The sequence below is a fragment of the Ramlibacter alkalitolerans genome (genome assembly GCF_016722765.1).
GTDB lineage: Bacteria > Pseudomonadota > Gammaproteobacteria > Burkholderiales > Burkholderiaceae_C > Ramlibacter > Ramlibacter alkalitolerans.
Genome location: NZ_JAEQND010000012.1, coordinates 121,173 through 145,011 on the forward strand (window position 1 = coordinate 121,173; position 23,839 = coordinate 145,011).

Annotated in this window: 21 protein-coding genes; 18 read left to right on the forward strand and 3 right to left on the reverse strand. The window is 70.3% G+C overall.

All coding sequences use genetic code 11. The features are described 5' to 3' along the window. Positions 1–30: 30 nt before the first annotated feature. Together JI746_RS20805 and JI746_RS20810 are read left to right on the forward strand one after the other, a co-directional pair. Complete coding sequence (locus JI746_RS20805; protein WP_201692198.1) at positions 31–801, forward strand: ABC transporter ATP-binding protein; 771 nt, start codon at positions 31–33, stop codon at positions 799–801. Then, complete coding sequence (locus JI746_RS20810) at positions 801–1,520, forward strand: ABC transporter ATP-binding protein (RefSeq protein ID WP_201692199.1); 720 nt, start codon at positions 801–803, stop codon at positions 1,518–1,520. Before JI746_RS20805 ends, JI746_RS20810 begins: the two co-directional genes overlap by 1 nt. Positions 1,521–1,577: 57 nt before the next feature. Here the strand turns inward: JI746_RS20810 and JI746_RS20815 are convergent, their stop codons facing one another. Both JI746_RS20815 and JI746_RS20820 read right to left on the reverse strand, forming a co-directional pair. Then, positions 1,578–3,335, reverse strand: coding sequence for a hybrid sensor histidine kinase/response regulator (locus JI746_RS20815; RefSeq protein ID WP_201692200.1), 1,758 nt, complete (start codon positions 3,333–3,335; stop codon positions 1,578–1,580). 25 nt (positions 3,336–3,360) lie between these two features. Beyond that, the gene (locus tag JI746_RS20820) at positions 3,361–4,062 is read right to left on the reverse strand and encodes a hypothetical protein (protein ID WP_236600011.1); all 702 of its coding nucleotides are present in this window, start codon (positions 4,060–4,062) and stop codon (positions 3,361–3,363) included. Positions 4,063–4,481: 419 nt separating this feature from the next. Between JI746_RS20820 and JI746_RS20825 the strand changes: the two genes are divergently transcribed. The 16 genes from JI746_RS20825 to JI746_RS20900 all read left to right on the forward strand — a co-directional run bounded on the left by JI746_RS20825 (position 4,482) and on the right by JI746_RS20900 (position 22,867). Beyond that, positions 4,482–6,581, forward strand: a complete 2,100-nt coding sequence (locus JI746_RS20825; RefSeq protein WP_201692202.1) for a 3-hydroxyacyl-CoA dehydrogenase NAD-binding domain-containing protein — start codon at positions 4,482–4,484, stop codon at positions 6,579–6,581. An 84-nt stretch (positions 6,582–6,665) separates the two neighbouring features. After that, positions 6,666–8,144, forward strand: a complete 1,479-nt coding sequence (locus JI746_RS20830) for a M20 family peptidase (protein ID WP_201692203.1) — start codon at positions 6,666–6,668, stop codon at positions 8,142–8,144. A 22-nt stretch (positions 8,145–8,166) separates the two neighbouring features. Further along, a complete protein-coding gene (locus JI746_RS20835; protein ID WP_201692204.1) occupies positions 8,167–9,342 on the forward strand; it encodes an acetyl-CoA C-acyltransferase in 1,176 nt (391 codons plus the stop codon). Between the two features lie 141 nt (positions 9,343–9,483). Continuing rightward, positions 9,484–11,310, forward strand: a complete 1,827-nt coding sequence (locus JI746_RS20840; RefSeq protein ID WP_201692205.1) for an acyl-CoA dehydrogenase — start codon at positions 9,484–9,486, stop codon at positions 11,308–11,310. Beyond that, a complete protein-coding gene (locus JI746_RS20845; protein ID WP_201692206.1) occupies positions 11,310–11,531 on the forward strand; it encodes a hypothetical protein in 222 nt (73 codons plus the stop codon). Before JI746_RS20840 ends, JI746_RS20845 begins: the two co-directional genes overlap by 1 nt. Before the next feature lie 140 nt (positions 11,532–11,671). After that, the gene (locus tag JI746_RS20850; protein ID WP_201692207.1) at positions 11,672–12,691 is read left to right on the forward strand and encodes an NAD-dependent epimerase/dehydratase family protein; all 1,020 of its coding nucleotides are present in this window, start codon (positions 11,672–11,674) and stop codon (positions 12,689–12,691) included. Next, entirely contained in the window at positions 12,688–13,545 is an 858-nt protein-coding gene (locus JI746_RS20855) for a phosphatase PAP2 family protein (RefSeq protein ID WP_201692208.1), read from the forward strand. Before JI746_RS20850 ends, JI746_RS20855 begins: the two co-directional genes overlap by 4 nt. Further along, positions 13,542–14,474, forward strand: a complete 933-nt coding sequence (locus JI746_RS20860) for a lysylphosphatidylglycerol synthase domain-containing protein (protein ID WP_201692209.1) — start codon at positions 13,542–13,544, stop codon at positions 14,472–14,474. The genes JI746_RS20855 and JI746_RS20860 overlap by 4 nt, the downstream gene beginning before the upstream one ends. Further along, a complete protein-coding gene (locus tag JI746_RS20865) occupies positions 14,471–15,550 on the forward strand; it encodes a glycosyltransferase family 2 protein (protein WP_201692210.1) in 1,080 nt (359 codons plus the stop codon). The genes JI746_RS20860 and JI746_RS20865 overlap by 4 nt, the downstream gene beginning before the upstream one ends. Then, the gene (locus JI746_RS20870; protein ID WP_201692211.1) at positions 15,543–17,117 is read left to right on the forward strand and encodes an ArnT family glycosyltransferase; all 1,575 of its coding nucleotides are present in this window, start codon (positions 15,543–15,545) and stop codon (positions 17,115–17,117) included. The genes JI746_RS20865 and JI746_RS20870 overlap by 8 nt, the downstream gene beginning before the upstream one ends. Positions 17,118–17,232: 115 nt before the next feature. Beyond that, positions 17,233–18,021, forward strand: coding sequence for an SDR family oxidoreductase (locus JI746_RS20875; RefSeq protein WP_201692212.1), 789 nt, complete (start codon positions 17,233–17,235; stop codon positions 18,019–18,021). Positions 18,022–18,026: 5 nt separating this feature from the next. Then, positions 18,027–18,455, forward strand: a complete 429-nt coding sequence (locus JI746_RS20880) for a PaaI family thioesterase (protein ID WP_201692213.1) — start codon at positions 18,027–18,029, stop codon at positions 18,453–18,455. Between the two features lie 11 nt (positions 18,456–18,466). Further along, positions 18,467–19,480, forward strand: coding sequence for an NADP-dependent oxidoreductase (locus tag JI746_RS20885; protein WP_201692214.1), 1,014 nt, complete (start codon positions 18,467–18,469; stop codon positions 19,478–19,480). Between the two features lie 207 nt (positions 19,481–19,687). Next, positions 19,688–21,334, forward strand: coding sequence for an isovaleryl-CoA dehydrogenase (locus tag JI746_RS20890; RefSeq protein ID WP_201692215.1), 1,647 nt, complete (start codon positions 19,688–19,690; stop codon positions 21,332–21,334). 22 nt (positions 21,335–21,356) lie between these two features. Beyond that, positions 21,357–22,310 carry a glutathione S-transferase family protein gene (locus JI746_RS20895; RefSeq protein ID WP_201692216.1) on the forward strand — a complete coding sequence of 318 codons (954 nt, stop codon included), beginning with the start codon at positions 21,357–21,359 and terminating at the stop codon, positions 22,308–22,310. Between the two features lie 8 nt (positions 22,311–22,318). After that, positions 22,319–22,867, forward strand: coding sequence for a methylated-DNA--[protein]-cysteine S-methyltransferase (locus JI746_RS20900; RefSeq protein WP_201692217.1), 549 nt, complete (start codon positions 22,319–22,321; stop codon positions 22,865–22,867). 215 nt (positions 22,868–23,082) lie between these two features. Here JI746_RS20900 and JI746_RS20905 read toward each other — a convergent pair whose 3' ends face one another. Beyond that, the gene (locus JI746_RS20905) at positions 23,083–23,796 is read right to left on the reverse strand and encodes a hypothetical protein (RefSeq protein ID WP_201692218.1); all 714 of its coding nucleotides are present in this window, start codon (positions 23,794–23,796) and stop codon (positions 23,083–23,085) included. Positions 23,797–23,839: the final 43 nt, after the last annotated feature.

The following is a 23,839-nucleotide window of genomic DNA, read 5'->3' on the forward strand; positions in this document are numbered from 1 at the left end:
GCCCGAACGCACCCTGGGGGAGGTTACCGAATGAGCTCCGTCGCCCTCGAACTCAAGGACGTGCGCAAGAGCTTCGGCCGCACAGAGATCATCCGCGGCTGCAGCCTGCAGGTGAACCAGGGCGAGCGCGTCGCGGTGATCGGCCCCAACGGCGCCGGCAAGTCCACGCTGTTCAACCTGATCTCGGGCCGCTTCGCGCCCACCAGCGGGCAGGTGCTGCTGCATGGCCATCGCATCGACGGCCGCAAGCCGTTCGAGATCAACCGGCTGGGGCTTTCGCGCAGCTTCCAGATCACCAACATCTTCCCCAAGCTGTCGGTGTTCGAGAACCTGCGCTGCGGCGTGCTCTGGAGCCTCGGCTACAAGTACACCTTCCTGAAGTTCCTCGCCGACCTCGACGACGCCAACGAGCGCGCCGAGCAGCTGCTGCACATGATCCACCTGCACCGCAAGCGCGACGTGCTGGCGATCAACCTCACCTACGCGGAGCAGCGGGCGCTCGAAGTGGGCATCACGATCGCCGGCGGCGCCAGCGTGATCCTGCTGGACGAGCCCACCGCGGGCATGAGCCGCGCCGAGACGCGGCGCTTCATCGACCTGATCAAGGAGGTCACGACCGGCAAGACGCTGCTGACCGTGGAACACGACATGGGCGTGGTGTTCGGCCTGGCCGACAAGATCGCGGTGGTGGTGTACGGCGAGATCATCGCCTACGACACGCCCGAGCAGGTGCGGGCCAACCAGCGCGTGCAGGAGGCCTACCTCGGCTCCATCATCGCCACCCAGCAGGAAGGCCGCTGATGCTGGCGATCGACAACCTGCACGCCTTCTATGGCAAGAGCCACGTGCTGCACGGCGTGCGCTTCGAAGTGGGCGAGGGCGAGATCGTCGCGCTGCTCGGTCGCAACGGCTCGGGCCGCTCCACCACCGCCAAGGCGATCATGGGCATGGTGGAATGCACCGGCGAAGTGACCTGGAAGGGCCAGCCCATCGTCGGCCGCAAGCCCTACGAGATCGCCCATCTCGGCATCGGCTACGTGCCGGAGAACCGCGACATCTTCCCCAAGCTCACGGTGCACCAGAACCTGATGCTGGGGCAGAAGAGCGCGCGGGCGAAGAAGGAGGCCGGCGCCGGCGCCCGCAGCCGCTGGGGCTTCGACGACATGTACGGCATGTTCCCGCGCCTGAAGGAGCGCCAGCACACCGAGGCGGGCGTGCTCTCCGGCGGCGAACAGCAGATGCTCACGCTGTGCCGCACGCTGATGGGGGACCCCGAGCTGATCATCATCGACGAGCCGACCGAGGGGCTGGCGCCCAAGATCGTCGAACTGGTGGCCGAGTACCTCAAGACGCTCAAGGACCGCGGCGTCTCGGTGCTGCTGATCGAACAGAAGCTGACCATTGCGCTGTCGATCTCGGACCGGGCGCTGGTCATGGGCCACGGCAGCATCGTCTTCCAGGGCACCCCCGAGACGCTGCGCGGCGACGCCTACGTGCGCAAGGAGTGGCTGGAGGTGTGAGGGCGGGGCCGCGCCGCGCGCCCCCCTGGGTGACGTGGCAGGCCGCCGCGCCTGCGCTCAGTGCGACGCGGCCGGCTCCGGCTGGTCTTCGTGCATGGACCTGTGCGTGTCGAGGTTCAGCACGCGCGCCAGTTCCGCGCTCAGGATCTCGGGCTGGATCGGCTTGGTGAGGTAGCCGTTCATGCCGACGGCCAGCGCGCCCTCGCGCCAGGCCGGCAGGTCGTTGGCGCTCAGCGCCAGCACCGGGATGGTGTTGGCCGGCGGCGGCCGCTCGCGCAGCGCCCGCGTCGCCTCGATGCCGCTGATGCCGGGCATCTCCATGTCCATCAGGATCGCCGCGGGACGGGCGCCCTCGTCGATGATGCGCAGCGCCTCCTGCCCGTGGCGGGCTTCCACCACGCGCAGGTCCAGCTCGCGCAGGCGTGCCTTCACGATGGCGCGGTTGAACGCGCTGTCGTCCACCACCAAGATGGTGCGGCCGCCGAAACTCACGGCCGGCGCCTCCGGCACTTCCTGCAGCACCGACGCCGCCGGCATCGCACCTTCGGGAGCGGGCGGGAAGGTCAGGGTGAACTCGGTGTAGCGCCCCAGCTGCGAGTCGCAGCGGATGTCGCCGCCGAAGGCCTGCATCGCGCGGCGGCAGAACGCCAGCCCCAGGCCCGTGCCCTCGCTCTTGCCGAAGGAGTGGAATTCCTCGAACAGCTCCGACAGGCGATCCGGTGCGATGCCGGGGCCCGTGTCGCGCACCACGATGCGGTGCACCGGCTGCGCTTCGACCGACACCGTGATGCTGGCCTCGGGGTGCAGCGGCAGGTAGTAGAGCGCGTTCTTCAGCAGGTTGAAGAGGATCAGCACGCAGGCCGTCTCCTCGCCCTGGAACACGAAGTCGCCGACGACCTGCACCTCGACGCGCGAGCGCTGCTCCAGGCTTTCATAGGCGTACTCCTGCACCGCCTTGTGCACGCAGGTGGCGGCCGACAGCGGCGTGAAGCTGCTGCTGTCCAGGGACTTGCCGTTGACCTGCTGCAGCGTCAGGGTGATCGCCTGCAGCCCGCGGTGCGCCGCGTTGGTGCCCTGGGCGAGCTCGCGCGCCATCGCGTCGAGCTGGTGCCGCGGCACCGCCACGACCTCGCCGGTGCCGCGCGGCAGCATCGCTTGCGCCGTGCGCATGGAGTGCTGGATCTGCGCCAGCGGGTTGCGCACCTCGTGCGCGATCGAGCCCGCCAGGCCGGAGTAGAGGCGACGCAGGCGCTCCAGTTCGGCGCGGCGTTCCACGTACTTGGAAATGCTGCCGGCCGCCACGAGCACCAGGCACAGCGGCACCCACCAGTAGAGGAACTCCAGCGGGAACTCCCACGCCGGACGGGTCGCCAGGAAGAAGGCCGTGCTGCCGGCATAGCCGCCGACGATCATCAGCAGCGTGTTGCGCCAGTCGGTCAGCAGCACCACCAGCACCGCGCCGATCATCATGTTGACCACGGTGTTGGGCGCGCCATGGTTCTCCAGCAGCGACAGCGGCATGAAGAACGCGAGGCAGTAGAAGACCGTGGCGTACGAGTAGGGCAGGTAGAAGCGCGCCACCGGCGCCGGCCACCAGCGGCGCAGCGCCAGCAGCAGGCAGCTCACGATCGCGGGGATGCGGAACCAGACGTCGTCCCAGCGCGGCGGCAGCTTGCCGGTCAGGCGCACGAGGTAGAGCGCGGAAAACGCGACGACGCCGACCACGCCGATCCAGTCCAGCAGGGTCGAGTTGGTCTCGTGGTGGAAGCGGTAGGAACGCGCCAGCCCCCGGGTGAAGCGCTTGATGGCGTTCATGCGTTGTCCCTGGCCCGGCACCGCTTCAGACAGAGGCCACCGCCGCGACGCCCGTTTCGCGGTGCGCGCAGGCGGCCTGCGGCCGGACGCCGGGCACGCGCAGGTGCAGGGCGGCGGCGACGTCCTCGACCCGGCCATGCACGAGCGCGTAGCGGCCACCGCTTTCGCCGGTGGCGGTGACCACCGTGTGCAGGCCCACGCGGCGCCACAGGCGCGCCATGGCCAGCGTGGTCGTCGCATGGAAGTGGCGCACGTCCTCCATCTGCATCAGATCCTTGAGCGTGACCGTCAGGCATTCCAGCAGCAGGTCGGGGGCGCGGTCTTCCGGTTCCATGATCACGCGGCCGACCTCCCAGCTGCCCGCGCCGAGGATGGACGCGTCGAAGGGCATCTTCTCGAGCAGGCGCTCGGCCCCGGTGAGTCCCTGGCCGGTGGGCACGAAACGCAGCGTGGCGAGCGGGCGCTCGTCGCGGTAGACGGCGGTCACCAGGCCCATTTCGTCGCGGATCTGCTCGAAGGGCTGGAGCCCCAGGCCGAGATCCTGCTCGACGCGGAAAGCGGCATGGCGGCGCAGCCCGGCAATGGCCTCCCGCTCCTGGGCGGTACGCAGCACGCGCAGCCGCAGTCCGGGGATGCAACCCGCCCTCTCGGGATCGAGCCCTGCCAGCGGCAGCAGCAACGCTTCGTCACGCCAGTCGGCGTGACCCACCGAGGGGAAGTTGCTCATCGTGCTCATTGTTCTATTCCTCCCTGTATTGCCTTGTGTTTCTGTGATGCGCGTCACACGGGCGAGCGCACAGCATGCAGCATGCCAAGAAAGGGCCGAGATGGCCACGAGGCTCAGGCCTGTTTAGGGAAATCGACTAGGGATCAGAGCGTCAATTTGATGCGAAAAGACGTCTGACCCGGGCGGGCGCAGCAGCACGACGACCTTCGTATGACATCCCTCGCGCCGGAAAGATCCCGCGCCGGAAACGCCGCCGTCCGCGCCTGCAGCCCCGCCTCGCGCTGGCATTGCTGCCTTCGTTGTGATAGACCCGGCCACTCTTGTCCCGGTTGCGACATCCGCGCAGGAGTCCCTGGCGCATCGAACTTTAGAATCGCAAAAGCGAACGACCGTTCTATTCTCACCCGAAGGAAGCAGGCATGACGGCTGAATACCAGGTCCACGGCGACGTGGCCGTGATCACCATGAACAACCCGCCCGTCAACGGGCTGGGCTACGCCACCCGCAGCGCGATCGCGTCCGGCATCGACCAGGCCAACGCCGATCCCGCGGTCAAGGCCATCGTGATCACCGGCGCGGGCAAGGCCTTCTCCGGCGGCGCGGACATCAAGGAATTCGGGACGGCCCGGGCCACGCAGGACCCGAACCTGCTCTCCGTGATCCTTGCCTGCGAGAACTCGTCCAAGCCGATCGTGGCCGCCCTGCATTCCGTGGCGATGGGCGGCGGGCTCGAACTGGCCCTGGGCTGCCACTACCGCATCGCGGCGCCGGGCGCCAACATCGCGCTGCCCGAGGTGAAGCTGGGCCTGATCCCCGGCGCCGGCGGCACGCAGCGGCTGCCGCGCGTGCTGGGGGTGGAGCCCGCGCTGAACATGATCGTCAGCGGCGAGCCGGTCAAGAGCGACATGCTGGCGAAGCTCCCGGGCCAGAAGCTGTTCGACCGCATGGCGGCCTCTCCCGAAAGCCTGCAGGAGGAGGCGATCGCCTTCGCCCGCGCGGTCGCCGACACGCGCCCGCTGCCGCTGGTGCGCAACATGCCGTGCAAGCATCCGATGGGCGACGCCTACTTCGGCTTCGCGCGCAACATGGTCAAGGGCATGGCGAAGAACTTCCCGGCCCCCGGCAAGTGCGTGGACGCCATCGAAGCGGCCACGAAGAAGAAGTTCGACGAAGGCATGGCCTACGAGCGCGAGATCTTCACGGCGCTGATGTTCACGCCGGAGAGCCGGGCGCTGCGCCACCTGTTCGTCGCCGAACGCGCGGCCTCCAAGATCGCCGACGTGCCGGAAGACACGCCCAAGCGCACGATCGAGCGCGTCGCCGTGCTCGGTGCGGGCACCATGGGCGGCGGCATCTCCATGAACTTCCTGAACGCCGGCATTCCGGTCACCATCCTCGAGATGAAGCAGGAGGCCCTGGACCGCGGCATCGCCACCATGCGCAAGAACTACGAGTCGCAGGTCAAGAAGGGCAAGCTGAAGCAGGACAAGTACGACGAGCGCATGGGCCTGCTCAAGACCACGCTCTCCTACGACGACATCAGGGATGCCGACCTGGTGATCGAGGCCGTGTTCGAGGACATGGCCGTCAAGCAGAAGGTGTTCGAGATGCTGGACGCGGTGATGAAGAAGGGCGCGATCCTGGCCTCCAACACCTCCACGCTCGACGTGGACAAGATCGCCGGCTTCACCCGCCGGCCCGAGGACGTCGTCGGCCTGCACTTCTTCAGCCCGGCCAACGTGATGAAGCTGCTGGAGGTGGTGCGCGGCGCGAAGACGGGCAAGGACGTGCTGGCCACCGTGATGGCGCTGGCCCGGAAGATCCGCAAGACGGCGGTCGTCTCCGGGGTGACCGATGGTTTCATCGGCAACCGCATGATCGAGCAGTACAGCCGCCAGGCCGGCTTCCTGCTGGACGAGGGCGCCACGCCGCAGCAGGTGGACAAGGCGATCGAAAAGTTCGGCTTCGCCATGGGACCGTTCCGCATGGGCGACCTGGCCGGCAACGACATCGGCTGGGCGATCCGCAAGCGGCGCGCGCAGGAGCGTCCGAACATGCTGTACAGCCGCAGCGCCGACAAGCTGTGCGAGCTGGGCCGCTTCGGCCAGAAGACCGGCGCCGGCTGGTACGACTACCAGCCCGGCAAGCGCGACGCGATCCCGTCGAAGCTGGTGGAAGACATGATCGTCGAACACCGCAAGTCGCTGGGCGTGGAGCCGCGCAGGATCTCCGACGAGGAGATCGTGCAGCGCCTGGTGTTCGCCCTGGTCAACGAGGGCGCGCGCATCCTGGAGGAGGGCATCGCCGCCCGCGCCAGCGACATCGACATGGTCTACATCACGGGCTACGGCTTCCCGGTGCACCGCGGCGGCCCGATGCTCTATGCGGACCAGGTGGGGCTGTTCAACGTGGCCCAGGCCATGAAGCGCTTCCAGAAGAACCCGCGCGACGACGCGAAGTTCTGGGAGCCCGCGCCGCTCTTGCTCAAGCTGGCCTCCGAAGGCAAGACCTTCAACTGATGGCGGAATGACCTCGCTGTGCTCGATGACGGAATGACCGGATCATTCCGTCATGGAGCGCCGCAGGCGCAACGTCGTTTCGTCATGCGTAGCCTCAAGCGCGTCCTTGTCGTCCTCGCCGTCCTCGTGCTGCTGCTGGCCGCCATCCTGGCGGCCAACACGCTGCGCCAGGGCTCGCGCCAGCTCGCCGTGCCGCCGGCGCCGCCGCTGGCGGTCGACGCGAATGCGGTCGCGGACAAGCTGGCCGGCGCCGTCCGCTTCCAGACCGTCGCCAGCCAGGCGGATCCGCAGGCCAACGCCGATCAGTTCCGCGCCCTGCATGCCTGGCTGCAGGAGCGCTTCCCCCGCGTGCACGCCAGCCTCCAGCGCGAGGTCATCGGCCTGTCGCTGCTCTACACCTGGCCCGGCACGGACCCGGAGGCTCGCAGCGTCGCGCTGCTCGCCCACCAGGACGTGGTCCCGGTGGAGCCCGCCACCGAATCGCAGTGGAAGCACCCGCCGTTCTCCGGCACGGTCGGCGAGGGCTTCGTCTGGGGCCGCGGGACCTGGGACGACAAGGCCAACATCGTCGCCCAGCTCGAAGCCGTGGAGATGTTGCTGGCGGCCGGGTTCCAGCCGCGCCAGACGGTGTATCTCGCCTTCGGCGCCGACGAGGAAGTGGGCGGCCTGCGCGGCGCGCAGCAGATCGCCCGCCTGCTGCAGGAGCGCCAGGCCAGGCTGGAGTTCGTCCTCGACGAAGGCATGTTCATCGGCGAAGGCCTGGTGCCCGGCGTGGCCCGGCCCGTGGCATTGATCGGCGTCGCCGAGAAGGGCTACCTGTCGGTGACGCTGAAGACCCGCGGCGTGGCGGGGCACTCCTCGGCGCCGCCGGCGGCCGCGCAGACGGCGGTGGGCCTGCTGAACGCCGCCCTGCGCCGGCTCGAGGAGGATCCCTTCCCCGCCGGGCTGCAGGGCGTGGCGCGCGAGATGTTCGAGACGGTCGCGCCCGAGATGCAGGGCTTCCAGCGCGTCGCGCTGTCCAACCTGTGGCTGTTCGGGCCCCTGGTCACGCGCCAGCTGGAACGCGCGGCCAGCAGCAACACCGTCCTGCGCACCACGACCGCGGTGACGATCGTGCGGGCCGGCACCAAGGAGAACGTGATCCCGGCGCAGGCCGAGGCCGTCGTGAACTTCCGCATCCTGCCCGGCGAGACGCGCGCCAGCGTGCTCGCGGCCGTGCGCGGCAAGGTCGGCCCGGGTGTCGAAGTGAGCGAGCTGCCCGGCGCCGTGGAGCCGTCGCCGATCGCACCGACCGGCGCCCCCTCGTTCCAGCTGCTGAACCGCACGCTGCGTTCGCTCGACCCGCAGCTCGTGGTCACGCCCGCGCTGTTCGTGGCTGCCGCGGATGCCCACCACTTCGTCGGCCTGACCGAGAACGTCTACCGGTTTTCGCCCGTGCGCGTGCAGGCCGCCGACCTGCCGCGCCTGCACGGCACCAACGAACGCATCGCCGTCGCCAACCTGGCGGAGCTGGTGCGCTTCTATCATCAACTGTTGCGCAACCTGAACGCGCCCACCGCCTGAACCCGCACGAAAGGCCATCACCATGACCAACGCCGTCATCGTCTCCACCGCCCGCACCCCCCTCTGCAAGAGCTGGAAGGGAGCGTTCAACATGACGCACGGCGCCACGCTCGGCGGCCACGCCGTGAAGGCCGCGCTCGAGCGCGCGGGCGTCGCGCCCGATGCGGTGGAGGACGTCCTCATGGGCTGCGCCAACCCCGAAGGCGCCACCGGCGCCAACATCGCGCGCCAGATCGCGCTGATGGCCGACCTGCCCATCACCGTCTCGGGCGCGACGGTCAACCGCTTCTGCTCCTCCGGCCTGCAGACCATCGCGATGGCCGCGCAGCGGATCATCGCGGGTGAGGCCGAGGTCTACGTCGCCGGCGGCGTCGAAAGCATTTCCTGCGTGCAGCAGGAGATGAACCAGCACATGCTGCGCGACCCGGCGCTGAATGCGAAGAAGCCGGAGATCTACTGGTCGATGCTGCAGACGGCGGAACAGGTGGCCAAGCGCTACGACATCTCGCGCGAGCGGATGGACGAATACGGCGCGGCCAGCCAGCAGAAGGCCTGCGCCGCGCAGGAAGCCGGCCTGTTCAAGGACGAGATCGCGCCGATCACCGTGAAGGCCGGCGTGGCCGACCCGGTGATGGGCCTCATGACGAAGGAAGTGACGGTGTCGCAGGACGAGGGCCTGCGTCCGGGCACGACCAAGAAAGGCATTGCCGGCATCAAGCCGGCGCTGCCCGGCGGCGTGATCTCCGCCGGCAATGCGAGCCAGTTCTCCGACGGCGCCGGCGCCTGCGTGGTGGTGAGCGAGGAGTACGCGGGCCGCAACAACCTCAAGCCGATCGGCCGCTTCCTGGGCTTCGCGGTGGCGGGCTGCGAGCCCGACGAGATGGGCATCGGCCCGGTATTCGCGGTGCCGAAGGTGCTCAAGCGCCTGGGCCTGACGGTGCAGGACATCGACCTGTGGGAGCTGAACGAGGCCTTCGCGGTGCAGGTGCTCTATTGCCGCGACAAGCTGGGCATCCCCGCCGACCGCCTGAACGTCAACGGCGGCGCCATCGCCGTCGGCCACCCCTACGGCGTCTCCGGCCAGCGCCTGACCGGCCACGCCCTCATCGAAGGCAAGCGCCGCGGCGCCAAGCGCGTCGTGGTGACGATGTGCATCGGTGGCGGGATGGGGGCGGCGGGGGTGTTCGAAGTGCTCTGAGGCAGATCGAGAGAGAAAGAGGAACGCAGAAGCCGCAAAGGTTTCGCAAAAGCCGCAAAAGAATCCCAAGGTTTTTTTCGTGGCTTTTGCGTGCTTTCGCGGCTTTTGCGTTGAGATTGCCTGATCAGCCGCCACGCTGCCATGTCCACGCTTCGTTCCACGCTCGACTTCCTCCTCTACGACTGGCTGCACGCCGATGCGCTGGTGCAGCGGCCGCGGTTCGCGGAGCATTCGCGCGAGACCTTCGGGGCGGTGTTCGATACCTGCGAGCGGATCGCGCGCGAGAAGTACGCGCCGTTCAACCGGCTGGTCGACACCGAGGAGCCGCGCTTCGACGGCGAGCGGGTGATCCTGCCGCGCGCCACGCACGAGGCGCATGACGCCTACGTCGCCTCCGGCATGCTCGGTGCCGCGCAGGACTACGCCATCGGCGGCATGCAGCTGCCCTACACCATCGAGGCCGCGGCCGGGACCTTCTTCGCCACCGCGTCGGTCAGCATCGGCGGCGGCCTGCTCACGACAGGCAACGCCAACCTGCTGATGGCGCACGGCACGCCGCTGCAGCAGGAGGTCTTCGCGCGCAACGAATTCAGCGGCCGTTTCTCCGGCACGATGTGCCTGTCGGAGCCGCAGGCCGGCTCGTCGCTGTCGGACGTCGCCACCCGCGCCACCCCCGACGGCGCGGACTTCGAGGCCGATCCGCTCGGGCCGCGCTACCGCCTCAAGGGGAACAAGATGTGGATCTCCGCCGGCGAGCACGAGCTGGCGGAGAACATCGTGCACCTCGTGCTGGCCAAGATCCCCGGCGCCGACGGCAAGCTGGTCCCCGGCACGCGCGGCATCTCGCTGTTCATCGTGCCCAAGAAGCTGGTGGACACCAAAGGACAGCTCACCGGCGAGCGCAACGACATCGCGCTCGCGGGCCTGAACCACAAGCTGGGCTGGCGCGGCACGACCAACACGCTGCTGAATTTCGGCGAAGGCCGCTACCCGGTGCGCGGCGGCGCCGGCGCCATCGGCTATCTCGTCGGCCGTCCCGGCGAAGGCCTGCGCTGCATGTTCCACATGATGAACGAGGCGCGCATCGGCATCGGCATGGCGGCCACCTCTCTCGGCCTCGCCGGCTACTACGCCTCGCTCGAATACGCCAGGCAGCGGCCGCAGGGCCGCCCCGTGGCGCCGGCGGGGAAGGATCCCGCGCAGCCGCAGGTCCGCATCATCGAGCACGCCGACATCAAGCGCATGCTGCTGGCGCAGAAGTCGACCTGCGAAGGCGCGCTGGCGCTGCTGCTGCAGTGCGCGCGCCTGGTGGACGAACAGCACACCGGGGAGCCGCAGGCCGCCGACGAGGCCCGCCTGCTGCTGGAGGTGCTGACGCCGGTGGCCAAGAGCTGGCCCAGCGAGTTCTGCCTGGAGGCGAACTCGCTGGCCATCCAGGTCCACGGCGGCTACGGCTACACGCGCGACTTCCCGGTGGAGCAGTACTGGCGCGACAACCGCCTGAACATGATCCACGAGGGCACCCACGGCATCCAGGCCGCGGACCTGCTCGGTCGCAAGGTGGTGATGGAAGGCGGCAAGGGCCTGCTGCTGCTGGCCGGCCGCATCAATGCCACGATCGAGCGCGCCATCCAGCAGCCCCACCTGGCCGAACACGCCAACGCGCTCGGCCAGGCGCTGCAGAAGGTCGGCTCCGCCACCAAGGCCGCGTGGGCCACCGGCAACCCCGCCGATGCCCTGGCCAACGCGGTGCCGTACATGCAGGCCTTCGGCCACCTGGTCATCGCCTGGACCTGGCTGGACGTGCTGCTCGCGCTGCCGGCGCAGCCCACGCACGCCGCCGACGAAGGCCGCCTGCGCGCAGCCCGGTATTTTTTCCACTACGAGCTGCCGAAGATCCCGGCATGGCTGCGGGTGGTGGAGACGCGCGACGCCACCTGCGCCTCCATGCCGGAGGACGCGTTCTGATGGCCGCGCAGCGCACGCTCGCCCGCATGGACACCATCGCCTGGTCGCTGATCTACGGCGGCCTGTTCGTGCTGGCGCTGGGCATCGCGTCGCACGGCCGGACGGCGATCGGCGGCTGGAGCCTCGGCGTGCTGGGGGGGCTGGCCACGGTCGCCGGCGTCGTGCTGATCGTGGTGCGGGCCCGCCTGAGCCGCGAGGAGCCCCCGCGCGGCCGGGGGTGACCTGACCTGCGTTAAGCCGGCAGCAATGATTCTGTTGCATACTTTGGCGCGATAAGGTCCACCATACCGGCCGACGGCAGGCTCGCAGCCTGGTTTCGCGGCCGCGGGCCACTCTCCTTGTTCGTTCCTCCCCCCGGCGCATGAAGATCCTGCTCACCGGTGCGGCCGGTTTCATCGGCATGCACGTCGCGCTGCGCCTGCTGGCGCGCGGCGACGAGGTCGTCGGCATCGACAACCTCAACGATTACTACGACCCGGCGCTCAAGCTGGCGCGGCTGGCGCGGCTGCGCGCGCATCCGGACTTCCGCTTCGAGCAGGTCTCGCTCGAGGACGGCATGGCCCTGTCCGAGGCCTTCCACCGCGCCACGCCGCAGCGCGTGGTGCACCTGGCTGCGCAGGTGGGCGTGCGCCATTCGGTGGTCGCACCGCACGCCAGCGCCGGCTCGAACCTGCAGGGTTTCGTCAACGTGCTGGAAGGCTGCCGCGCCATGCGGGTGGAGCACCTGGTGTACGCCAGCAGTTCCAGCGTCTACGGCGCCAATGCGCAACTGCCTTACGTGGAGGAGCAGGGCGTCGACCACCCGATGAGCCTGTACGCCGCCACCAAGCGCGCCAACGAGCTGATGGCGCATGCGTACAGCCACCTGTTCCGCATCCCGACCACCGGCGTGCGCTTCTTCACGGTGTACGGTCCCTGGGGCCGGCCCGACATGGCCATGTTCCGCTTCACGAAGGCGATCCTGGAAGGCCAGCCGCTGGACCTGTACAACGACGGCAACATGGTGCGCGACTTCACCTATGTCGACGACGTCGCCGACCCGGTGCTGCGCCTGCTGGACAAGCCCGCCACGCCGGACCCGGCCTTCGATCCGGCCCGACCCGATCCGGTGAGCAGCGACGCGCCGTTCCGCGTCTTCAACGTCGGCGGCGGCCACCCGGTGCACCTGCTGGAACTGATCTCCGCGCTGGAGGACACGCTGGGCCGCAAGGCGCAACGTCGCCTCATGCCCCTGCAGCCGGGCGACGTGCTGGCCACCGGCGCCAACACGCAGCGCCTGCACGACTGGATCGGGCCCTGTCCCGCCACGCCGCTGCGCGTCGGCCTGCGTCGCTTCGCCGACTGGTACCTGACCTCCTACCAGGGGGCAGCGCGGGCATGAGCACGCTGCAGGTTTCACCCCGCCGCGCGCTGGCCTGGCTCGGCGGCGCCGGCCTCGTTCTCGTGCTCGCCGGCATCGCCGTGCACTTCGCCGGCGCCGATCCGGCCCTGCTGCTGCGCGCGCATGCCAGCGCACCCACGGCCTTCGACACCGTGCTGTGGTCCTGCCTCACGGTGCTGGCCCTCGGCTGGTGCGCCCTGATCGTGGTGCTGGCCGCGGACCGCGGAGCAGGGTGGCTGGCCGCCCTGCTGCTGCCCGTGTTCATCGTCGGCGGCCTGCTCACCCACGTCACCAAGTGGCTGCTGGCCGTGCCGCGGCCGGCCGCCAGCGGGCTGCTGCCGCAGATGCACGTCATCGGGGAGACCTTCCGCGGCTCCGTGTCCATGCCGTCGGGCCATTCCGTCACGGCCGCTGCCATGGCGGCGCTGCTGTGCCTCGTGGTGCCGGGGCGCCGGCCGGCCTGGCGGGCGCTGCTGCTCGCAGGCGCGGCCCTCATGGCGGCCTCGCGCGTGGTGGTCGGCGCGCACTGGCCCTCCGATACGCTGGTCGGCTTCGGGCTGGGCCTGCTGTCCGTTGCGCTGTGCCTGGCCGCCGTTCAATCCGGCCCCGGCCAGCGCCTGCACCAGGGGCTGGCGCGGCGCATCCGTACGCGCGCGGGCCAGCGCTGCGTGGCCGTGGTGGAAGTGCTGGGCGCCGTCGGCCTGCTGGCCGAGCGCACCGGCTATCCGGCCGCCCGGATGATGGTGATCGCCGTCGCCGTCCTGGCCTGCGCCAGTGCGGCCTGGCGCTGGCGCGCGACCCGCGCGGCTCGGCCCTTCCCCGCGCTGCCGGACGCGCCCGCGGAGCGCACATGAAGCCGCTGGAAGTTGCCGCGCCCGCGCCGGCCGCGGCGCGCCCGCTGTACTGGGTGCGTGTGTCCTTCACGGTCCTGGTGTGCCTGCTCGCCTGGGCCTGGCTGCTGCGGCATGCGCAATTCGATGCGCTGGGCGCGCAGGCGGCGCAGGTGCCGGCCTGGGGCTGGCTCGCCGCCGGCGCCGCGCTCCTGGCCGGCCACAGCCTGCGGGCCGTGCGCCTGCAGCGCGACTGGCGCCACCTCGCGCACGTCCGCTGGTGGGAGTGCCTGCGCCTCGTGCTCACCCACAACGCGATGGTCCTGATGCTGCCGCTGCGCGCCGGCGAGGCCGCGTACCTGATGGCCGTGCGGCGGCAGTGGGGCGTCGGCTGGGGCGCGGCGGGCATCGCCCTGCTGCGCTGGCGGCTGCAGGACATGGCGGTGCTCGGGATGCTGGCGGTGCTGCTGCTGCTGCCGCTGCCCCTGTGGCAGCGCCTGGCCGGCGCCGTGCTGGCCGCCGGGGCGCTGCATTTCCTGTTGCCTCCCGTGTGGCGCTGGCTGGCCCGGCGCGCCGGCGGCGGCAGCGGTGCCGTCGGCGAGGTCGCCGATCCGTGGAAGGGTCTCGCCGTGAGCGCCGGCAACTGGTCGCTCAAGGTGCTGGCCAATGGCTGCCTGCTGGCCGCGCTGGCCGGCCTGCCGCTGCTCGACGCCTGGCGCGCCGCGCTCGGCGGCGAGCTGGCCGGCGTGCAACCCCTGCAGCCACCCGCCGGCCTCGGCACCTACGAAGGTGGCGTGTGGCTCGCCGCCGGTGCCGCGCCCGACGCGGTCGGCCTCGTCGTATCCGCCGCCCTGGCGGTGCATGCTTTCAGCCTGGCCGTGGCGCTGGGCGCCGCGGCCGTCGCCCAGTTGCGCCTGCCCGGCTCCAAACTGCGCGAGGAGTCGCCCTCATGAACTACGCTTCCCTCCCCGAGGCCGTGCTGGCCGAAACGACCGTGGAAGAGCCCGCCGTCGGCGAGCTCGCCGCGCTGCCCGCGCACAGCCTGTCGGTCGTCGTCCCCATGTACAACGAGGTGGAGAACGCCACCGCGCTGATCGACGCCGTGCAGGCCGCACTCGCTGCCTACCCCTGGCCCTGGGAGCTGATCGTGGTCGACGACGGCAGCACCGACGGCACCGGCCGCACGCTGGACCGGCGCGCGCGCGAGACCGGCACCCACATCCGCGTGCTGCACCTGGCGCGCAACTTCCGCCAGACCGCCGCCATGCAGGCCGGCATCGACGCCTCGCGCGGCGACGTGGTCGCCACCCTCGACGGCGACCTGCAGAACGACCCCGCCGACATCCCCCGCATGGTGGCGCGCCTGCTCGCCGAGGACCTGGACATGGTCGCTGGCTGGCGCCGCCAGCGCCAGGACGGCATGTTCCTGCGCAAGATCCCCTCGATGCTGGCCAACCGCCTGATCCGGCGCGTCAGCGGCCTGAAGTTCCAGGACCTGGGTTGCAGCCTGAAGATCTTCCGCGGCAGCGTGCTGCGGCAGGTGCGCCTGTATGGCGAGATGCACCGCTTCATTCCCGCCTGGCTCGCCACCGTGACCAGCCCCTCGCGCATGGCGGAGGAGCCGGTGCGGCACCACGCGCGCCGCGCGGGCAGCTCCAAGTACGGCATCTCGCGCACCTTCCGCGTGCTGATCGACCTGCTGGCGATCCACTTCTTCCTGCGCTTCGGTACCCGACCCGGCCACTTCTTCGGCGGCATCGGCCTGGGGGTGCTGTTCGTCGGCTCCCTCATGCTGGCCTACATGGGCGTGCTCAAGCTGACCGGCCACGAGATCGGCACGCGGCCCATGCTGTCGCTCGGCTTCTTCCTGGTGCTGGGCGGCGTGCAGCTGCTCACCACCGGCGTGCTGGCCGAACTGCTGATGCGCGTCTACTTCGACGTCGGCCGCGCGCGCCCCTACCGCGTGCGGGCGGGCGAGGGCAGCGAGACCCCTGGCGAGGCCCCTGCCGAGGCCGGCTGGCATGGCTGATCCCGCGCCGATCGCCGCCGGCTGGGAACGCGCGTCAGCGGTGCCGGCCTGGCGTCGCATCCTCTGGGCGCTGGTGCTGGCCCTGCCGCTGCTGTGGCAGCTGGGAGGCACGCCGCTGTTCGACGTCGACGAAGGCGCGTTCTCCGAAGCCACCCGCGAGATGCTCGCCAGCGGCGACTGGGGCCACACCACGCTCAACGGCGACAACCGCTTCGACAAGCCGATCGGGATCTATTGGCTGCAGGCCACGGCGGCCACGCTGTTCGGCTTCAACGAATTCTCGGTGCGGCTGCCCTCGGCGCTCGCGTGCTGGGTGATGGCGCTGGCGCTGGCCGGCTTCGCGGCGCGGCGCTGGGGCGAGCGCACGGGGCTGCTGGCCGGCATGCTGACGGTCACGACGCTCGGCTTCCAGATGATAGGCCGCGCCAGCACGGCCGACGGCCTGCTGAACCTGCTGCTGGTGCTGGCCACGCTGGATGCCTGGCGCTTCATCGAATCGGAGCGCAAGGCGCCGCTGCGCCGCACCTTCGCGTGGGTGGGGCTCGGCCTGCTGGTGAAGGGCCCGATCGCCATCCTGGTGCCGGGCGCCGCGGTGCTCGTGTGGTGCACCGGCAGCCGGCGCTGGGCGCCGCTGCGGCGCGCGCTGCTGGACCTGCCCGGCTGGGCGCTGCTGCTCGCGATCGCCGTGCCCTGGTACGCCTATGCGCTGCACCGGCACGGCATGCTGTTCGTCGAAGGGTTCCTGCTGAAGCACAACGTCGAACGCTTCACCGGCACCATCGGCGGCCATGCGGGCTCGCCGCTGTACTTCCTCGTCGTGCTGCCGCTCCTCGCGCTGCCCTGGACGCCGCTGATGGTCACGGTGCTGGCCCGCTGGCGCGCCACCTGGGCCGATCCGCTCGGGCGCTACCTGCTGGGGTGGAGCGCCTTCGTGGTGCTGTTCTTTTCCTTCGCGTCGACCAAGCTGCCGCATTACGTGCTGTACGGGCACGCGCCGATGGTGCTGCTGATGGCGCGCGCGCTGGCCGATGCCTCGCCGCGCCTGCGCCGGGTCGTCGCGGGGGGCCTGTTCGCCACCGCCTTGCTGGTGACGGCACTGCCGTTCCTGGTGCTGCATTTCGCGCCGACGGTGCGCGATCCCTTCTACCGCGCGCTGCTGTCGGGGGCACCGGCCCCGGGCTGGATGCCGGCCGCGCTGTTCGTGCTGGCGCTGGGCCTGCTGCTGGCCTGGCGTCCGGTGCAGTCGCCCTCGCCGCTGCGGCTCGCCGGCGCCGGCGGGGCGCTGGCCCTGTTCATCGCCGGCGTGGTGCTGCCCTGGTTCGGCGAGGCCCTGCAGGGGCCCGTGCGGCGCGCTGCCGCCGTGGCTGCTTCGCGGCCGGGCACCGTGGCGCAGTGGCAGTTGCACCTTCCCAGCTTCGCGGTCTACCTGCAGCGCGTGTCGCCCAAGCGCGAGCCGCTGCCCGGCGACATGGTCCTCACGCGCGCCGACCGCCTGCCGCCCTACGACGACAGCCGCATGCGGCTGTTCGAGGAGCGCGGCGTGGTGCTGCTGGGGCCGCGGCGGTAAGCACCGCGGGCGGCAGGCCGCCGGGCTTGCAGCCAGCGTCCTGTCCCTCGCGCGGCAGGCGGGCGCCCGCCAGTTTGGGCATGATGCGTCCTCTACGAGAGACCCGAGGACCACCATGACACGCAGCGTTTTCCAGCTGTTCGACCTGCAGGGCAAGACTGCCCTCGTGACCGGCGGCTCGCGCGGCCTGGGCCTGCAACTGGCCCAGGCGCTGGGCGAGGCCGGGGCCCGCATCATGCTCACCGCCCGCAAGGAAGGCGAACTGGAGGAGGCGATCGCGCACCTGCAGGCCGCCAACATCGACGCGCGCTGGATCGCCGCGGACTGCGCCCGCGAGGAGGACATCCGCCGCGTCGCGGACCAGACGCTGGAGCGCATGGGCGACGTCGACATCCTCGTGAACAACGCCGGTGCCGCCTGGGGCGCGCCGGCGGAGGACCATCCGGTGGAGGCCTGGGACAAGGTGATGAACCTCAACATCCGCGGCTACTTCCTGCTGGCGCAGCAGATCGGCAAGCGCAGCATGATCCCGCGCCAACAGGGCCGCATCCTCAACGTGGCTTCCATCGCGGGGCTGGGCGGCAATCCCGAGGGCCACAACACGATCGCGTACAACACGTCGAAGGGGGCCGTGATCACCTTCACGCAGGCGCTGGCCGCCGAGTGGGGCCGCTATGGCATCAACGTGAATGCGATCTGCCCCGGCTTCTTCCCGAGCAAGATGACCAGGCACACGCTCGACACCATGGGTGACGAACTGCTGAAGAACGCGCCGCTGCACCGCTTCGGCGACGACGAGGACCTGAAGGGCGCGTGCCTGCTGTTCGCCTCCGCGGCCGGCAAGCACATCACCGGCCAGTGGCTCGCCGTCGACGGCGGTGTCTCGTGCATCGCGGGAGGTTGAACGAAGTGCCGAGTCCCAAGCTGTTTGGCGTCGAGATCCCCTTCGTCGAGCACCTCGGCTTCGAGCTGCTGAAGATGGAGGGCGGCGAATCCATCCTGCAGTTCGAGCCGAAGCACGAACACATGAACTCCTTCCGGGTGGCGCACGGCGGCGCGATCATGACGCTGCTGGACGTGACGCTGGCGACGGCCGCGCGCAGCGTCGACCTCGAGACCGGCGTCGTCACCATCGAGATGAAGACCTCCTTCATGCAGCCCTGCCAGGGGCTGCTGACGGCCAAGGGCCGGCTGATGCACCGGACCAAGTCGATGGCCTTCACCGAAGGAACGGTCTACGATGCCGCAGGCCGGGCCTGCGCCCACGCCACCGGGACCTTCAAGTACGTCAAGCGCGCCGCGCCGACTGCCCCGGGCAACACCATTTCCACCGACTGAGGAGACCCCCCATGCCCCAGAACCGGCAGATCTTCCTGGAGAGCCGCCCGCAAGGCGAGGCGCGCGCGGACAACTTCAAGCTCGTGACGAGCGAGACGCCGCCGCTGAAGGACGGCGAGGTGCTGGTGCGGCACCACTACCTGAGCCTCGATCCGTACATGCGCGGGCGCATGAACGACGCCAAGAGCTATGCCGCGCCGCAGCCCCTCGGGCAGGTGATGCAGGGCGGCACCGTGGGCGAGGTGGTGGAAAGCCGCAGCGCGAAATTCAAGCCGGGCGACAAGGTGGTCGGCATGGGCGGCTGGCAGGAATATGCCGTCGTCTCCGCGGAGCAGGGCGGGCTGCGCAAGGTGGATACTGCGCAGGTTCCGTTGTCGCATTACCTCGGCGCGGTCGGCATGCCCGGCGTCACGGCCTGGTATGGGCTGACGCAGATCATCCAGGCCAGGCAAGGCCAGACGGTGGTCGTCAGTGCGGCCAGCGGCGCGGTGGGCAGCGCGGTGGGCGTGCTGGCCAAGCAACGCGGTTGCCGCGCCGTGGGCATCGCCGGCGGGCCGGACAAGTGCGGCTACGTCGAGAAGGAACTGGGCTTCGACGCCTGCGTCGACTACAAGCAGCACGCCGATGCGCCCTCGCTCGCGCGGGCGCTCAAGGAAGCCTGTCCGGACGGCATCGACGGCTACTTCGAGAACGTCGGCGGCCTGGTGATGGATGCCGTGATGCTGCGCATGAATGCCTTCGGCCGCGTCGCCCTGTGCGGCATGATCGCCGGCTACGACGGCAAGCCGATCCCGATGGCCTACCCGCAACTGATCCTGACCAACCGTCTGCTGGTGCAGGGCTTCATCGTCAGCGAGCACATGGAGCTGTGGCCGCAGGCACTGCAGGAGCTGGGCACGCTGGTCGGCTCGGGCAAGTTCCGCCCGCGCGAGAGCGTGGCGCAGGGGCTGGAGTCCGCGCCCGAAGCTTTCCTGGGCATGCTGAAGGGGCGCAACTTCGGCAAGCAGGTGGTGAAGCTGGTGTGAGGAAGACGGACTTCCGGACGCAGAGGACGCAAAGGGTACGCAAAGGACGCAAAAGGACATCCATCGGAAATGGGGGGCCAGATCCCATTCAGTCTGCCTTTTTGCGTCTTCTGCGTACCCTTTGCGTCCTCTGCGTCCTCTGCGTCCGGCTGTCCGCGCCCGTCTTTGCGCGATACTCCGGCGATCACGCTCGCGACGGGGGGGGCCATGCCAGACTTTGCAACGCATGAAGTGTTCAACCAGCCCGAGCCGCTGGTCGACACCAACCTGTTCGAGACCAACCGGCCGCTGCAGGATGCGCTGCGCTTCAACGCGCCCGGCCTCGATCCCGCACCGCTGCGCGAGCTCGGGGCGCTCGCCGGTTCGGCCGCCATGCAGGCGCACGCGCGGCTGGCCAACGTGCACACCCCCGAACTGCACACGCACGACCGCTTCGGCCGCCGCATCGACGAGGTCGAATTCCATCCGAGCTACCACGCCCTGATGGCCGCGGCCGTGCAGGCGGGGCTGCACGGCGCACCGTGGGGCGCATCCGGCCCCAACCCGCACGTGCTGCGCGCCGCGGGCTTCATGCTGTTCACCGAGCTCGAGCCTTCGATCCTGTGCCCGATCTCGATGACCTACGCCGTCACGCCCGCCCTGCGCGGCAACCCCGCGGTCTCGAAGGACTGGGCGCCCCGCCTCACCAGCCGCAGCTACGACCCGCGGCTCGTCCCGTTCTCGCAGAAGGCCGGCGTGACCATGGGCATGGGCATGACGGAGAAGCAGGGCGGCTCCGACGTGCGCTCCAACACCACCCGTGCCGTGGCCGACGGCAGCGACGCCTGGGGCCCGCGCTTCCGCGTCACCGGCCACAAGTGGTTCTTCTCGGCGCCGATGTGCGATGCCTTCCTGGTCCTGGCCAACACCGAGGCGGGCCTGAGCTGCCTGTTCCTGCCGCGCGTGCTGCCGGACGGCAGCCGCAACGGCCTGCGCATCCAGCGCCTGAAGGACAAGCTGGGCAACAAGGCGAACGCCAGTTCGGAAGTCGAGTTCCAGGAAGCGAGCGCGTGGCTGGTCGGCGAAGAGGGCCGCGGCGTGCCCATGATCCTGCAGATGGGAACCATGACGCGCCTGGACTGCGCCCTCGGCACCAGCGGCCTGATGCGGCAGGCGCTGGCGCTGGCCCTGAACCACACCGCGCAGCGCATGGCCTTCGGCAAGCGCCTGATCGAGCAGCCGCTGATGCGCAACGTGCTGGCCGACCTGGCGCTGGAAAGCGAAGCGGCCACCGCGCTGGCGCTGCGCCTGGCGCGCGGCTACGACCGCCGCGACGACACGCACGAAGCCGCCGTCGCGCGCCTGCTCACGCCGATCGCCAAGTTCTGGATCTGCAAGCGCGGCAGCGCCTTCGCCCAGGAAGCCATGGAGTGCCTGGGCGGCAACGGCTACGTCGAGGAGGGCGGCGAAGGCGTGCTGGCACGCATCTACCGCGAGATGCCGGTCAACTCGATCTGGGAGGGCGCCGGCAACATCATGGCGCTGGACCTGCTGCGCGCCCTGCGCGGCGGCGATGCGGCCGCGGCGCTGGCGCACGAACTGGCGCCGGCCCGGGGCGTCCACCCTGCGCTGGACCATGTGATCGCGACCCTGCCCATGCGCATCGAGCTGCTGGCCACCGAGGTGGAGGCGCGCCGGCTGGCGCAGGAGGTGGCGCTGGCCGTGCAGGCGGTGCTGCTCGCGCAGACGGCCCCGGCGGCGGTGGTGGACGCCTTCTGCGCCTCGCGCCTGGGCGGCGACTGGGGCCACGCCTTCGGCACGCTGCCCGCGCGGACGGGCTTCGACGTCATCCTGCAGCGCGCGCTGCCGCAATGAACAACGACGAACCACGAACCGCATGAACGACCTGATCCTGCACCACTATCCCAGCTCGCCGTTCTCCGAGAAGATCCGGCTCGTCCTGGGCTACAAGAAGCTGCCGTGGAAGTCGGTGCACATCCCGGCGGTGATGCCCAAGCCGGAGGTGGTCGCGCTGACCGGCGGCTACCGGCGCACGCCGGTGCTGCAGGTCGGGGCCGACATCTATTGCGACACGGCGCTGATCTGCGACGTGCTGGAACACGTGCGGCCCGAGCCCACGCTGTACCCGCCGCACCTGAAAGGCGTCTGCCGCATCTTCGCGCAGTGGGCGGACTCGACGCTGTTCTGGGCCGCCATGGGCTACAACCTGCAGCCCAGGGGCGCCGCGCACGTGTTCGCCAAGGCGCCCCCCGAGGCTGCCAAGGCCTTCTCGGACGACCGCAGGGCGATGGCCGTGAACATGGTGCGGCTGCGCCCCGGCGACGCCACCTGCGCCTACCGCTCCTACCTGCGCCGCATCGCGAACATGGCCGACGAGCACGACTTCCTGTTCGGGATGGAGCCCTGCGTCGCCGACTTCGCCGCCTACCACGGCATCTGGTACACGCGCACCCAGGTGCCGTTGCTGGCCGACGTCCTGAACGCGACGCCCTCGGTGGGCGAGTGGGCGAACCGGGTGGAGGCGATCGGGCACGGTCCGATGACGCAGCTCAGCCCGGAGGCCGCCCTCACCATCGCCGCCGGCGTGGAGCCGCAGCCGCCCGGATCCAACCTGCTGATCGACAGCGCCTTCCAGGACGATCACGGCGTCGCCCTGGGAAGCCGCGTCACGATCACGCCGGAGTCCTTCGGCAGCGAGTCGACCGAGGGTGAGCTCATTGCCGCCACTCGCACGCACTACAGCCTGCGCCGCGAGGACGCGCGGGCCGGCCTCGTGCACGTGCACTTCCCGCGCCTGGGCTACGTGCTGCGGGCAGTGGCGCCGACCTGAGGACTTCCATGGCGCGCGCGCAGGGCTGCTGCCTGTTCGACACCGCCATCGGGCCCTGCGGCATCGCCTGGACGGAGTCCGCGCTGGCGGCAGTGCAGTTGCCGGAAGCGACGCCTGCCGGCACGCTCCGGCGGCTGCTGCGCTACGTCGGCCAGGAGGTGCGGCAAGGCGATCCGCCGGGCTTCGTGCAGGCGGCGATCGTGCGCGTGCAGGCGCTGCTCGCGGGCGCGAAGGACGACCTGGCGGACCTGCCGCTGGACCTGGAGGACGTGCCGGAGTTCCATCGTCGCGTGTACGAGATCACCCGCGCGATCCCACCCGGCGAGGTGCTCACCTATGGCGAAGTGGCGCGCCGCCTGGGCGAGCCCGGAGCCGCCCGCGCCGTGGGCCAGGCGCTGGGCAAGAACCCGTTCGCACCGGTGATCCCCTGCCACCGCGTTCTGGCCGCAGGCGGCAAGTCGGGTGGCTTTTCGGCCGAAGGCGGCGCGAACACGAAGCTGCGGATGCTGGAGATCGAAGGCACGCGCTTCGGCGGCGAGCCGGGGCTGTTCGACTGAACATCCCGCCATTCCCGCGCAGGCTCCCCGTCATGCCCGCGAAGGCGGGAATCAAGCGGCCCTTCCGTCATTCCCGCGAAGGCGGGAATCCAGGGCTCCCCGTCATTCCCGCGCAGGCGGGAATCCAGGGCGTTGGAAAGGCGAAAGAGCGGCCGCGGCCGCTCCCCCTGGATCCCCGCCTCCGCGGGGATGACGTTTCTCGTGTTCCGTGTCGCTCAGAACCAGCGCCGCCACCCCGACGGCTCGTTCGGCCGGTCCAGCGCCTGCCGCTCCTCGCGCCGCTCTTCCCGCCGTTCCTCGTTCCGCAGCTCCCGCTGCTCGCGCATCCTCTCCTCGCGCATGCGCTCTTCCTCGCGCATCTGCGCCAGTCGCGCTTCCTCGGCGCTCGCGTGCTCGCCTTCACGCACCGCCTGCGCCGCTTCGCTGCGCGTGACCGGCGGCACGACGGTGGCGGGGCCGTTGCCCCAGCCGGCGCGCTCGAAGCGGGAGTCGAAGCGGTGCTCCAGCTCGTTGAGGCGCGCCGCCAGCATGCGGTTCGTCGTTTCCGAATGCGTGCGCAGTTCGCGCTGCAGTTCGCTCGTGCGCATCGTCTCGCGCTCCCGCAGCTCGCGCAGGTTTTCCTCCAGGTAGGCCCGCAGCTCCGTGAAGCGCGAGGCCTCGGCCTTGTCGGCCAGCGCGCGCTGCGCTTCCAGTTCCTTGTAGTGATGGCGCGATTCGAGCAGCGCGCTGGTGCGGATGGCGCCGGCGGACAGGACGAAAGCGACGACCGCCAGGGCCAGCAGGCCCAGCAGGATGGCGCCCAGCGGCGCATCGGCGACCACGGGGCCGAACAGCAGCGGCGAGACGCGCATCACCTCGGACCAGTTGAGGGCGGCGAAGGCGGCGACCAGCAGGATCGCCACGACGAGCAGGATCAGGCGCGAGCGCATGGATTCTCCTTGGGGGTTCCTGTCAAGTCTCTCTGCAGTACCA

Coding starts and splice junctions, on each gene's coding strand:
- JI746_RS20805 (WP_201692198.1), top strand. CDS start 31: ATGAGCTCCGTCGCCCTCGAACTCAAGGACGTGCGCAAGAGCTTCGGC.
- JI746_RS20810 (WP_201692199.1), top strand. CDS start 801: ATGCTGGCGATCGACAACCTGCACGCCTTCTATGGCAAGAGCCACGTG.
- JI746_RS20815 (WP_201692200.1), bottom strand. CDS start 3,335: ATGAACGCCATCAAGCGCTTCACCCGGGGGCTGGCGCGTTCCTACCGC.
- JI746_RS20820 (WP_236600011.1), bottom strand. CDS start 4,062: ATGAGCAACTTCCCCTCGGTGGGTCACGCCGACTGGCGTGACGAAGCG.
- JI746_RS20825 (WP_201692202.1), top strand. CDS start 4,482: ATGACGGCTGAATACCAGGTCCACGGCGACGTGGCCGTGATCACCATG.
- JI746_RS20830 (WP_201692203.1), top strand. CDS start 6,666: ATGCGTAGCCTCAAGCGCGTCCTTGTCGTCCTCGCCGTCCTCGTGCTG.
- JI746_RS20835 (WP_201692204.1), top strand. CDS start 8,167: ATGACCAACGCCGTCATCGTCTCCACCGCCCGCACCCCCCTCTGCAAG.
- JI746_RS20840 (WP_201692205.1), top strand. CDS start 9,484: ATGTCCACGCTTCGTTCCACGCTCGACTTCCTCCTCTACGACTGGCTG.
- JI746_RS20845 (WP_201692206.1), top strand. CDS start 11,310: ATGGCCGCGCAGCGCACGCTCGCCCGCATGGACACCATCGCCTGGTCG.
- JI746_RS20850 (WP_201692207.1), top strand. CDS start 11,672: ATGAAGATCCTGCTCACCGGTGCGGCCGGTTTCATCGGCATGCACGTC.
- JI746_RS20855 (WP_201692208.1), top strand. CDS start 12,688: ATGAGCACGCTGCAGGTTTCACCCCGCCGCGCGCTGGCCTGGCTCGGC.
- JI746_RS20860 (WP_201692209.1), top strand. CDS start 13,542: ATGAAGCCGCTGGAAGTTGCCGCGCCCGCGCCGGCCGCGGCGCGCCCG.
- JI746_RS20865 (WP_201692210.1), top strand. CDS start 14,471: ATGAACTACGCTTCCCTCCCCGAGGCCGTGCTGGCCGAAACGACCGTG.
- JI746_RS20870 (WP_201692211.1), top strand. CDS start 15,543: ATGGCTGATCCCGCGCCGATCGCCGCCGGCTGGGAACGCGCGTCAGCG.
- JI746_RS20875 (WP_201692212.1), top strand. CDS start 17,233: ATGACACGCAGCGTTTTCCAGCTGTTCGACCTGCAGGGCAAGACTGCC.
- JI746_RS20885 (WP_201692214.1), top strand. CDS start 18,467: ATGCCCCAGAACCGGCAGATCTTCCTGGAGAGCCGCCCGCAAGGCGAG.
- JI746_RS20890 (WP_201692215.1), top strand. CDS start 19,688: ATGCCAGACTTTGCAACGCATGAAGTGTTCAACCAGCCCGAGCCGCTG.
- JI746_RS20895 (WP_201692216.1), top strand. CDS start 21,357: ATGAACGACCTGATCCTGCACCACTATCCCAGCTCGCCGTTCTCCGAG.
- JI746_RS20900 (WP_201692217.1), top strand. CDS start 22,319: ATGGCGCGCGCGCAGGGCTGCTGCCTGTTCGACACCGCCATCGGGCCC.
- JI746_RS20905 (WP_201692218.1), bottom strand. CDS start 23,796: ATGCGCTCGCGCCTGATCCTGCTCGTCGTGGCGATCCTGCTGGTCGCC.